The 11,043-nt window shown below is 73.2% G+C and carries 11 protein-coding genes; 1 reads left to right on the top strand and 10 read right to left on the bottom strand.

Features of this window, described 5'->3' with window-relative positions:
* Window positions 1-95: 95 nt before the first annotated feature.
* The 8 genes from trpA to hisI all read right to left on the bottom strand — a co-directional run bounded on the left by trpA (window position 96) and on the right by hisI (window position 5,906).
* Window positions 96-908, bottom strand: coding sequence for a tryptophan synthase subunit alpha (gene trpA, locus ACRWK8_RS12965; protein WP_431870439.1), 813 nt, complete (start codon window positions 906-908; stop codon window positions 96-98).
* Window positions 908-2,125 (bottom strand): tryptophan synthase subunit beta, encoded by a 1,218-nt coding sequence (trpB, locus tag ACRWK8_RS12960; RefSeq protein ID WP_378741503.1) that lies wholly within the window; start codon window positions 2,123-2,125, stop codon window positions 908-910. Before trpB ends, trpA begins: the two co-directional genes overlap by 1 nt.
* A gap of 251 nt (window positions 2,126-2,376) precedes the next feature.
* On the bottom strand, window positions 2,377-3,183 hold the full coding sequence (gene trpC / locus ACRWK8_RS12955; protein WP_378741500.1) for an indole-3-glycerol phosphate synthase TrpC: 807 nt from the start codon (window positions 3,181-3,183) through the stop codon (window positions 2,377-2,379).
* 211 nt (window positions 3,184-3,394) lie between these two features.
* Window positions 3,395-3,928 (bottom strand): DUF2752 domain-containing protein, encoded by a 534-nt coding sequence (locus ACRWK8_RS12950; protein WP_378741497.1) that lies wholly within the window; start codon window positions 3,926-3,928, stop codon window positions 3,395-3,397.
* Window positions 3,929-3,966: 38 nt separating this feature from the next.
* Window positions 3,967-4,398, bottom strand: a complete 432-nt coding sequence (locus ACRWK8_RS12945; protein WP_431870436.1) for a CD225/dispanin family protein — start codon at window positions 4,396-4,398, stop codon at window positions 3,967-3,969.
* 169 nt (window positions 4,399-4,567) lie between these two features.
* Complete coding sequence (locus ACRWK8_RS12940; protein WP_378741492.1) at window positions 4,568-4,852, bottom strand: HGxxPAAW family protein; 285 nt, start codon at window positions 4,850-4,852, stop codon at window positions 4,568-4,570.
* Window positions 4,852-5,565, bottom strand: a complete 714-nt coding sequence (locus ACRWK8_RS12935) for a Trp biosynthesis-associated membrane protein (RefSeq protein WP_431870434.1) — start codon at window positions 5,563-5,565, stop codon at window positions 4,852-4,854. The genes ACRWK8_RS12940 and ACRWK8_RS12935 overlap by 1 nt, the downstream gene beginning before the upstream one ends.
* Window positions 5,562-5,906: a phosphoribosyl-AMP cyclohydrolase gene (gene hisI, locus ACRWK8_RS12930; RefSeq protein ID WP_378741486.1), complete on the bottom strand. Its 345-nt coding sequence runs from the start codon at window positions 5,904-5,906 to the stop codon at window positions 5,562-5,564. The genes ACRWK8_RS12935 and hisI overlap by 4 nt, the downstream gene beginning before the upstream one ends.
* Before the next feature lie 144 nt (window positions 5,907-6,050).
* On the opposite strand from hisI, the gene ACRWK8_RS12925 reads away from it, so the two are divergent.
* Window positions 6,051-7,043, top strand: a complete 993-nt coding sequence (locus ACRWK8_RS12925; protein WP_431870432.1) for a sugar isomerase — start codon at window positions 6,051-6,053, stop codon at window positions 7,041-7,043.
* On the opposite strand, the gene ACRWK8_RS12920 is transcribed toward ACRWK8_RS12925, so the two are convergent.
* A complete protein-coding gene (locus ACRWK8_RS12920; RefSeq protein ID WP_378741481.1) occupies window positions 7,040-8,893 on the bottom strand; it encodes an ABC transporter ATP-binding protein in 1,854 nt (617 codons plus the stop codon). The genes ACRWK8_RS12925 and ACRWK8_RS12920 overlap by 4 nt on opposite strands.
* Window positions 8,890-10,923: an ABC transporter ATP-binding protein gene (locus ACRWK8_RS12915; RefSeq protein WP_378741478.1), complete on the bottom strand. Its 2,034-nt coding sequence runs from the start codon at window positions 10,921-10,923 to the stop codon at window positions 8,890-8,892. Before ACRWK8_RS12915 ends, ACRWK8_RS12920 begins: the two co-directional genes overlap by 4 nt.
* Window positions 10,924-11,043: the final 120 nt, after the last annotated feature.

Genomic DNA, 11,043 nt, shown 5'->3' with positions numbered 1-11,043 from the left:
CGTGAGCGGGTCGGGACACGAGAACGGCGGGTCGCGCCGTACCGGCGCGACCCACCGTGGGGCTGCACGTGGGCCGGGGCGGCCCAGGGCGGGGCCTACCGGGAGCGCACCCCGGCGGAGAGCTCCTCAGCGAAGGAGCGAACGGCGACGAGCCCGGTCTCCAGGTCCGGGGCGTCCAGGACGCGCTGGCAGAACCCGGCGCCCACGATGACGCCGTCGGCGTAGGCGGCGACCTCGGCGGCCTGCGCGGCCGTGGAGATCCCCAGCCCCACGCAGATCGGCAGGGCGGACTCGCGGGTGACCTCGCGGGTGCGGCGCACCAGGGTCGCGGCGGTGTCGGCCACCTGGGCGCGGGTTCCGGTGACCCCCATGAGCGAGGCCGCGTAGACGAACCCGCTGCACGCGCCGGTGGTCAGTTCGAGGCGCCGGTCCGTGGAGGACGGGGCCACCAGGAAGATCCGGTCGAGCCCGGCCTTCTCGGAGGCCGCGTACCACTCCTCGGCCTCCTCGGGGATGAGGTCGGGTGTGATGACCCCGGCCCCGCCCGAGTTGGCGAGTTCGGTGGCGAAGCGCTCGACGCCGTAGCGCTCGATCGGGTTCCAGTACGACATCACCAGGGCGGCGGCCCCGGTGGCGGCGGTGGCCTCCACGACACGGAAGACGTCGTCGGTGGTGGTGCCCGAGGCCAGCGCCCGGTCCGCGGCCCGCTGGATGGTGGGCCCGTCCATCATGGGGTCGGAGTAGGGCAGGCCGACCTCGATGACGTCGCACCCGCCCTCGACCATGGCCTGGATGACCCGGATCGAGGAGTCGACGTCGGGGAAGCCCGCGGGCAGGTAGCCGACGAGCGCGGCGCGGTCGGCCGCGCGGGCCGAGGCGAGTGTGGTCTGGAGCGTGGTCGCGGCCATCAGGCCTGTCCCTCCGAGTCGACGAGGCCGAAGTAGGCGGCCGCAGTGTTGACGTCCTTGTCTCCGCGCCCGGAGAGGTTCACCAGGATCACGGCGTCGGGCCCGAGGCGTCGGCCGAGCCGGAGGGCCCCGGCCAGGGCGTGGGCGCTCTCGATCGCCGGGATGATGCCCTCGGTGCGGCAGAGCAGCCGGAAGGCGTCCATGGCCTCGACGTCGGTGACGGGCTCGTAGGTCGCGCGACCGGTGTCCGCCAGGTAGGCGTGCTCGGGTCCCACTGCCGGGTAGTCGAGCCCGGCGGAGATGGAGTGGCTGGGCAGGGTCTGCCCGTACTCGTCCTGGAGGACGAAGGTGCGCGCGCCGTGGAAGACCCCGTGGCTTCCCGCGGTGATGGAGGCGGCGGTCTCGTCGGTGTCGGCGCCCCGCCCCCCGGCCTCGAACCCGTACAGGGCGACGCTCTCGTCGGGGATGAAGGCCGCGAAGATCGCGATGGCGTTGGAGCCGCCACCGACGCAGGCGGCGACGGCGTCGGGGAGCCTGCCGGTGAGGTCGAGGACCTGCTGGCGGGCCTCGGCGCCCACGGTGAAGTGCAGGTCGCGGACGAGCTTGGGGAAGGGGTGCGGTCCGGCCGCGGTACCGAAGAGGTAGTGGGTGTGGTCGACGTTGGCCACCCAGTCGCGGAAGGTCTCGTTGATCGCGTCCTTGAGGGTGCGGCTGCCGATGGTGACCGGGACGACCTCGGCACCGAGCATCCGCATGCGGGCGACGTTGAGGGCCTGCCGTCGGGTGTCCTCCTCCCCCATGTAGATGACGCAGTCCAGGCCCATGAGGGCGCAGGCGGTGGCGGTGGCCACGCCGTGCTGGCCCGCGCCGGTCTCCGCGATCACGCGGGTCTTGCCCATGCGCTTGGTGAGCAGCGCCTGGCCCAGCACGTTGTTGATCTTGTGCGAGCCGGTGTGGTTGAGGTCCTCGCGCTTGAGCAGGACGCGCGCCCCGCCCGCGTGCTCGGAGAAGTTACGGGCCTCGGTGAGGAGGCTGGGGCGCCCCGCGTAGCTCTTGAGGAGCTCGTCGAACTCGGCGTGGAAGGCGGGGTCGTCCTTGGCCTTGGCCCACTCGGCCTCGACCTCGTCGAGGGCCGCGATGAGGGCTTCGGGGGCGAACCGGCCGCCGAAGCGGCCGTAGTGCCCGCGGTCGTCGGGTACCGGTTGGGCGTGGCTCATGGGAAGTTCTCCTGGGAAGAGGAGGCCGAGCGCGCGGGTCGGCCCGGGGCGTCGCGCCACGGGGGCCGCGCACCGACCGGCCGTGCGCCGCCTGGCTCGGGCGGCGCGGGTTGGTTCGGGTCGACGCGGCGACGGGAACCCGTGGGACGTGCCTACGGGCTCCCTAGAGCCATCGCCATCGGCGCAGGAGCGCGGGCGTGTGCCGCGCGTGCTCCGTGTACGCCTTCGTCGGTCCCATCGTGTTCGTCCCGTCAGTTCCGGTCGCGCAGCGCGGGGTGGGCGCCGGCGGTCACCAGGTCGGCGACGGCCTCGCGCGGGTTCCGTCCACGGACGAGGCTCTCGCCCACGAGGACGGCTCCGGCACCGGCACCGGCGTAGGCCAGCAGGTCGTGCGGGCCTCGGATCCCGGACTCCGCGATTCTGACGCGGTCGGCCGGGATGAGGGGGGCGAGCCGGGCGAAGGTGTCCCGGTCGACCTCCAGGGTCTTGAGGTTGCGCGCGTTGACGCCGATGACGGTCGCTCCGGCGTCCAGGGCGCGGGCGACCTCCTCCTCGTCGTGGACCTCGACCAGCGGGGTCAGGCCCAGCGAGCGGGCGCGTTCGACCAGGGAGACCAGGGCGTCCTGGGGCAGGGCGGCGACGATGAGGAGGATCGCGGAGGCGCCGAAGACGCGGGCCTCCCACAGCTGGTAGGAGCTGACGACGAAGTCCTTGCGCAGCAGCGGGGTCTCGACGGCGGCGTGCACGGTGCGCAGGTCGTCCAGGCTGCCGTTGAACCGGCGTCCCTCGGTGAGCACGCTGATCCAGGTGGCGCCGCCGGCCTCGTAGTCGCGGGCCAGCGCGGCGGGGTCCGTGATGGAGGCGAGCGGGCCCTTGGAGGGGCTGGCCCGCTTGACCTCGGCGATGACGTGGACGCCCGGGCGGCGCAGGGCGGCCTCGGCGTCCTGGGGGACGGGCACCGACTCGGCTTGGGCCTTGAGGCGGTCCAGGGGGAGTTCCGCCTGTCGCTGCGCCAGGTCAGCGCGTACTCCGTCGAGGATCTCGTCGAGCACGCTCACAGGTTCTAGCTCCCTCGTCCATTGCGGTTGGCGGTGGCCGGTCCGGAGGTGGACACGGCCGGTCCGATCGGGTGTGGGCTCGGGGCCGTCACACCGTGTGCTGGTCATCGTATCCACCCTCAGCGGCCGTGGGGCCGCCGCCCCCGGGTCACCGCGCCGGGAGATTCCGTGCGACCGAGGAGGAACCCGCCCCATCCGGTCCGGTCCGTTCTCACCAGGCGGGCAGTAGCGGGGTACCGGGGGCGAGGAAGGAGAACCACGGCAGGTTGCGGGCGATCCAGAAGACCACGAAGGCGACGAGGAGCGTCCACACGAACCAGGTGGGGGCCGGGACGGGCGGCCGCGCCCGTGGGCGCAGGGTGCCGACCAGCCAGGCCGCGTAGGTGAGGGCGAGATAGGGCAGGAGCAGCACCAGGAGCGGGTTCATGCCGAGGGCGCCGACCACGTCCAGGTGGGTGAGGAGCGCGACGGCGCGCATGGTGCCGCAGCCGGGGCAGAACGTGCCGGTGAGGAGCAGCCAGGGGCAGGTGGGGTAGTTGCCCGGTTCGTTGGGGTCCACCAGATGGAGGAGGACCAGACCGGCGAGCCCGAGCAGTCCCAGGGAGACCGGCCAGGTCACGGGGTGGATCCGCTGGACGAGACGGGCGACGCGGCCCGGGGCGCCCTCCCCGGCCCGGGCCGCGGGACCGTCCGGGAGGGACGGGGCGGAGGCCGGGGCGCGGGCGGGTTCGTCGTCGTGCTGCACGCGCCCACCCTACCGGCGGCCGCGTCGGGGCACTCGGGTCACATCATGAGCGCGGAGACACCGAAGCCGAGGAACATCAGCACGTAGAAGAGGAAGAACAGGGCCGTGACCACGAAGCAGCACAGGCCGATGATGCCGAGGATCTTCGCGGTGTTGGCCGCGGACTCCGCCCCCGCGTAGTCACCGATGTGCCACTTGCTGCTGACCTGGAGCGCGAAGATCAGGCCGATGATGCCGATGATGCTCGTCATGCCGAGGCAGCCGAAGATGCCCAGGATGTTGAAGACCATGTAGTTCCTGGGCGGGTCGGACGCGGGGGGGTGCGCCCCGTAGGGTCCGGGCACGCCGTAGGGCGGCACGGGCGGTCCGTAGTGTCCCTGCTGGCCGTACTGCGGGACCGGCGGGCCGTAGCCGCCGGTGGACTGGTCGTAGCCCGAGGGATCGCCCGGGGGCGGAGGACCGTAACTCATGGGTGGTGTCCTTCCGGACGTGTCTGCCGAGGGGCGAGGGGAACCGGGGGGCCCGCCCGACCTGCGGGCCGACGGCGGAGCCGGTGAGGCGAATGTACCCGCCCCGCGGGCACCCGTCCATTTCCGTGGCCCACGCGCGGTGGGCCACGGACGCTCCGGACGGAAGGGACTACTGGGCGGCGGCGGTGGCCTCGCGGCCGGCCTCCCACTCCTCACGCGTCGGCGGGACGGGGCGGGGCTCCTTGCGGCCCAGGCCGACCTTCTTCATGACACCGGCGACGGCGGCCAGGGCGATGCTGGCGACCAGGGCGATGACGGTCCAGGTGACCAGGGCGCCGCCGAAGATGATGGCGACGGCGGCCACGGTCCAGGCGACGATCCAGGAGACGGTGAGGAACCAGGCGGACACGGTGTTGCCGTGGTCGTCGTGCTCTTCGTGGTGGGCGTCGGCCATCAGGGGCTCTCCTTGGGTTGGGCTGGCGACTCGGCCAGCGGTGCGGGTTCGGTGTCGCCACCGGAGTCCGTGCGGGCCGCCGGTTCGGTTGCGGCGGACGCGCCGGGCTCCGGGGCGCCAAGAGTGGGGTCGTCACCGGCGTCCAGTGATTTCCACAGGTCGGCTGGTGTCTCCGCGTGGCGGGGACGCGGTGCGGCGTCCCGATCGTACCGGTTTCCCATGCCGGGCCAGGCAGGGGCACGCGCTACCGAGACCAGGCCGGTCAGGAGCACCAGGACCGCCCCGACCGCGCCCATGACGGGGCCGAGGGCGTGGAGTTCGGGTGCCGCGGCGCTCTGCGCGGCGCCCGCGGTGTCGGCGGCCAGCCGGGTGACGGAGTCGGTCAGCGCGCCGGGACGGGTGGCCGACCAGAGGGAGGTGAGCGCGAACACACCGCAGGCCGCGATGAGCAGGCCCACGACGCGACGGGCCCAGGAACGGGCCGCGTACAGGCCCACGATCCCGGCGAGCGCGGCCCACCCCAGGCCGCGCGGGGCTCCGGTGAGGTCCCCTCCGGTCAGGTCCACGGGGACGGCGGCGACCGGTCCGGGCGAGGCGAGCTCACCCGTGACCCACACGCGTCCGGAGGCGGCCAGCAGGAGCGCGGCCCCGGCTGCCAGGCCGAGCGTGGTCACGCCGTACTCGCGGCGGGCGCGGACCGTGGCGCGGGTCACAGCAGCCGTCCGGCGTCGAAGCAGGTGCGGTCCCCCGTGTGGCAGGCCGCTCCGGTCTGGTCGACGCGGACCAGCAGGGTGTCGCCGTCGCAGTCGAGCGCGACGGAGACCACGCGCTGGGTGTGACCGGAGGTGGCGCCCTTGACCCAGTACTCGCCCCGGCTGCGCGACCAGTAGGTGGCGTCCAGGGTGGTGAGGGTGCGGTGCAGGGCCTCGTCGTCCATCCAGGCCAGCATGAGGACCTCCCCGGTGTCGTGCTGCTGCACGACGGCGGGGACCAGGCCGTCCGCGGTGCGCTTCAGGCGTGCGGCGATGTCCGGATCGAGGTTGGTGGCGCTCATGCCTCCAGGTTATGACCGATGTCCGCGCTCCGCCCACCGGGTGCGGTTTGACACCGGTCACTCCCCCGGGGCCCGGAGGGGGGATTAGAGTTCGTGCGTCCGTGACGTCGCCGTTCCGACGGTTCTGCCAGCTTGGGAGCTCCCGTGACCGCCGAGCACCTGTCCGCCGACCTGGCGGGGAAACCCGCCGCGTTGACCGAGCTCGCCCAGCGCTTCCCGCGCTGGGACCCCTACGCCGCGCTGCCCGCGCTGCTGGGGGACGAACCCGTGTCGGTGCGGTTCCTGGCTCTGGGTCCGGCGCGGCGCGCGTGCGAGGTGGCGGCGGCGCGGCTGCGGCGCGGGGGCGTGGCGGCGCACGCCGACTTCTCCTCGTCGGTCGAGGAGCCGCCCGCCGGCCCCGAGACGCTCGTGGTGGCGGTGAGTCTGGGGGACGGTCAGCGGGAGCTGCACTCGGCGCTGGACCGGTACGTGGGGCGTTCACCGGTGATCGTGCTGGCCCCGGACGAGGACGCGGTGGTGGGTCGCTACGCGGACCTGTTGGTGCCGCTGCGGGCGGGTGAGGAGCGGGCCGGGCTCGGGTGCCGCGCCTACCAGCACGCCCTGGCGTTGCTGCTGTTGCTGGGGCACCGGCTGGGGGCGCCCTCGACGGGGAGCAGCGGCAACTTCCCCGGACTGCTCCAACGGGTCGCCAACGCGTCGCGGGTACTGCTGGAAAGCGCCCCGGAGTGGGTACCCGAGGCCGCGCGGCTGCTGGACTCCCCCGACGGGGTGCGGCTGGTCGCCCCGGCCGAGCGGTTGGCCTCCGCCGAGCAGGGGGTGCGGGTGCTGCGCAGGGGGCCGATCCGGGTGGCGCACACGGCGGAGACCGGTGAGTGGTCGCACTCGGACCGGTACCTGGCGGCGGTCACGGACTACCGGGCCCTGCTGTTCGCGGGTTCCACCTACGACCAGCGTTTCGCGGAGCACCTCGGCCAGCTGCGGGGTTCGTTCGTGGCGGTGGGCGCCACCCCCGGACGCGAGCGCGTCCCGGGGGTGGCGCTGAGCGTGCGCTACCCGGGCGACGGCGACCCCGACGTGAGCCTGCTGGCCGAACCGCTGGTGGCGGAGCTGCTGGCGGCCCACTGGTGGAGAGGCTAGGCGGAGGAGCGGACCCAGGAGGCGTAGAGGTCCGCGTACACGCCCGGCCGGTCCACCAGTTCGTCGTGGGATCCGCTCTGGACGATGCGGCCGTCGTCGAACACCAGGACCCGGTCGGCGGCCTCGGCCGTGGACAGGCGGTGGGCGATGGCCACGGACGTGCGGCCCCGGGTCAGCCGGTCCAGGGCCCGCTGGATGCGGACCTCGGTGTGCGGGTCCACGGCCGAGGTGGCCTCGTCCAGGACGAGCAGGTCCGGGTCCGCGATGTAGGCGCGCACGAGGGCGACGAGCTGACGCTCCCCCGCTGACAGGGACTCCCCGCGCTGGCCCACCGGCGTGTCCAGGCCGTGGGCGAGGCTTCCCAGCCAGTCCGCCAGGCCGAGTTCGGTGATGGCCGTCTCCAGCTCGGCGTCGGTGCTCTCGGGGCGGGCGAAGCGGATGTTGTCGCCCAGGGAGCTGTCGAACAGGAACCCCTCCTGGGGGACCATGACGACGCGGGCGCGCAGTGAGGAGAAGGAGACCTCGCGCAGGTCCACCCCGTCCAGGCGGACGGTGCCGGACGCGGGGTCCATGAGGCGGGTGAGGAGCTTGACGAAGGTGGTCTTGCCCGACCCGGTCTCACCGACGACCGCGACCCTGGTTCCCGGGGTGATCTCCACGTCCACGTCGTCCAGGACCACGGGACCCTCGGGGTAGGAGTAGGTGACCCGGTCGAACCCGACCCGGACCGGCCCGCGCGGCAGGACGCGTCCGGCCTCGCCGGGGTCCGCGATGTCGGGGACCGTGTCGAGCACCCCGAGGACGCGCCGCCACCCCGCGATGGCGTTCTGGGCCTCGTTGAAGATCTCCGTGGCCATCATCATCGGCTGGATGAAGAGCGTCATGAGGAAGAGGAAGGCGATGAGCTGACCCGCGGTGAGGTCTCCCCCGACGCCCAGCCAGACACCGACCAGGACGACGGCGACGTTGCCGACGGCGGCGACGATCTCCGCGAAGGGCGAGACGGCCATGGACAGGCGCTGCGCCCTGACCTGGGCGAGCCGGGTGGCCTGGACCGTCGTGTCGATGCGTCCGGCGGTGCGCTCCTCGGTGCCGTGGGCGCGGATGACGGCGGCGCCCATCACGGTCTCCCCGATGGCGCCGAGCATGTCGCCGGTGCGCTCACGGACCGTGAGGTAGGCCCGGGACAGCAGCTTCTGGAGCCAGCGGACGCCGAAGAGCAGCGGTAGGAAGCAGATCCACACCACGAGGGTCAGCTGCCAGGAGTAGACCGCCATGAGGGTGGTGGCGACCAGGAGCTGGCCGACGCTGACGAGCAGGAGCAGCCCGCCCCACTGCATGAAGGTGCTGATCTGGTCGACGTCGCCGGTGACCCGGGAGACCAGGGCGCCCTTGCGCTCGCTGTTCTGGGTGAGCACGGACAGGTCGTGGACGTGGCGGAAGGCCTTGCGGCGCAGGGTGGCCAGACCGGACTCGGTGGCCCGGTACAGCCGCAGGTTCATCAGGTACGAGCAGAACATGGTGACCACGAGCAGCGCCGCGCAGACCGTCACCATGCGGGTGACGAAGCCGAGGTCGGGACCGGTCTCCCCGGTGAGCCCGTTGTCGATGATCTGCTGGACGGCGACGGGGACGATCACCTTGCCCGCGGTGGCGACCAGGGCGAACACCAGCGTGAGCCACAGGCCCCGGGCGAACTCCGGGGACAGCTGGAGACCGCGCCGGATGGTACCGAACGCGGAGTCCTGGTTCTGGTGCAGGGAGAGGACGGGGTCGCGTTCGGGGCGCCCGGCCCCGGCCTCCGCCTGCTCCGACCGGTCGTCGGTACGGGGCTGGGTCGGTGCGCTCATCGGCTGGTCTCCTCGGCGGCGTCGGTGGGGTGTCCTCCGGTGGGCAGGTGCGGTTCCGCGGGTCCGGGCTCCTCCGGGAGGGGAGCGCGCTCGCTCTCGTTCTCCGCCGAGGCGCGCTCGTAGGCGGTGACGAGCCTGTTGTACCCGCTGGAGGTGACCAGGAGCTCGGCATGGGTGCCGCGCGCCAGGACGCGTCCGCCCTCCATGTAGAGGACCTCGTCGGCGAGCTCGATGGTGGCCCTGCGGTAGGCCACGACGACCACGGTGGCGGCGTCGTCGCGTTCGCGCAGTCCGGCCAGGATCTGGGCCTCGATCTGCGGGTCCACGGCCGAGGTGGCGTCGTCCATGATCAGCAGGCGGGGGCGGCGGACGATGGCGCGGGCCAGGGCGAGGCGCTGGCGCTGTCCGCCGGACAGTGTGGTGCCCTTCTCCCCGAGACGGGCGTCGAGGCCTCCGTCGAGTTCCGCGATGAACCCGTCGGCCCGTGCCAGCCGGAGCGCGGCCCAGATCTGTTCGTCGTCGACCCCGGCCGCGCCGAGGGAGACGTTGTCGCGGACGGAGTCCTCGAACACGAACGTGCCCTGGGGCACGAGCGCCGCGTGGCGCGGGATCTGGCCCCGGGCGAGGTCGCGCACGTCGACGCCGTCGTAGCGGACGGCGCCGGACTCGGGGTCGACCAGGCGCATGAGGACGGTGGTGAGGGTGGACTTCCCGGACCCGGTGGGTCCGACGAGGGCGACGGTGCGCCCGGGGGCGATGTCGAGGTCGACGCCGTTGAGGACGGTGGTGCGGGCCCCGGTGACGGTGTGGTCGTCCAGGAGGTCGCGGCCGCCGCCCTCGGCGTCGTAGGCGTCGGCGTAGGAGAAGGTGACGTCGCGGACGCTGAGTGCGAGGCCGCGCTCGGTGCTCTCCAGGGTCCGGTCGCCGTGTTCCATGGCGCCGTCGGAGTTGAGGACGGACTGCACGCGGTCCCAGCCGACGACGCTGCGCGGCAGGTCACCGAGGATCCATCCGAAGGAGCGGATGGGCAGGGCGAGGAGTGTGAAGAGGAAGGCGATCTGCACGAGCTCGCCGGGTTCGATGGCGCCGGTGGACAGGCGCCACATCCCGAGGAGGAGGACGGCGAGCACCCCGAAGTTGGGCAGGGCCTCGGTGAAGGGGTCGAACATGGAGCGCATGCGGCCGACCTGGATGAGGGCGTCGCGCAGGCGGTGGGCGGACCGGGTGAAGCGTTCGGTCTCGGTGTCCTCGCGGCCGAGGGTCTTGACGACGAGGGCGCCGTCGAAGGACTCGTGGGCGACCCCGCTGACCTCGGCGCGCAGGGCCTGGGCCCGGGAGGCCATCGGGGAGACGCGGCGCTGGAACACCACGTTGGCGGCGGCCAGGATCGGGAAGACCACGAAGGCGACCAGGGCCAGGACCGGGTCGGTGACGATCATCGCGACGGACGCGATGACCAGCATGAACACGCTGCCGACGGCCATGGGGAGCGGCGCGAGGGGCTGCCAGGCGGCTTCGACGTCGGCGTTGGCGTTGGACAGGAGCTGGCCGGTGGGGTGGCGGTGGTGCCAGGAGAGCGGGAGTTCCAGGTACTTGCGGGCGACGGCGCGGCGGTAGCGGGCCTGCATGCGGAACTGCATGAGCCCGGCGAGCAGGCGACGCAGGGCGAGCCCCACGGCCTTGCCGAGGCCGACCGCCATGAGCAAGGCCGCGGCGGCGAGCAGTGCGGCCGCGGTGGTCTCTCCGGCGGAGAAGGCCGGGAGGATGGTGTTGTCGGTGAGGTGTCCCAGCACGGAGGCGGAGCCCACGGAGACGCCCGCGTGCAGCATGGCCCCGGCGACGGCGGCGAGGAAGATCCACGGTTCGGTGCGGGCGGCGACGCCCAGGACGCGCATCCCCCGGGCGAAGACGCCCTTGTGGGGGTCGGTGGCCTGGTCCGGGGTGCCGGTGTCGGCGCTCTCGGCGGCGGGGTCGCCGGGCGGGTCGCCCTCCCGTGTCGCCTGGTTCGCCGTCGTGGTGCCCTGCGCCATACGCCCCCGCTTCCTCGTCCTGACCGGTTCGCTCCGGCCGCCCGGCCACGTTCCGTCCGTTCCCGGGCATGCCGACGGGCACGGGGCGCGTGTTGGGGCCAACCTATCCAGCGGCACCGA

The sequence above is a fragment of the Nocardiopsis eucommiae genome, from assembly GCF_965344335.1.
In the GTDB taxonomy this organism is placed as follows: domain Bacteria; phylum Actinomycetota; class Actinomycetes; order Streptosporangiales; family Streptosporangiaceae; genus Nocardiopsis; species Nocardiopsis eucommiae.
This window is presented reverse-complemented; position numbering and strand designations above follow the sequence as displayed.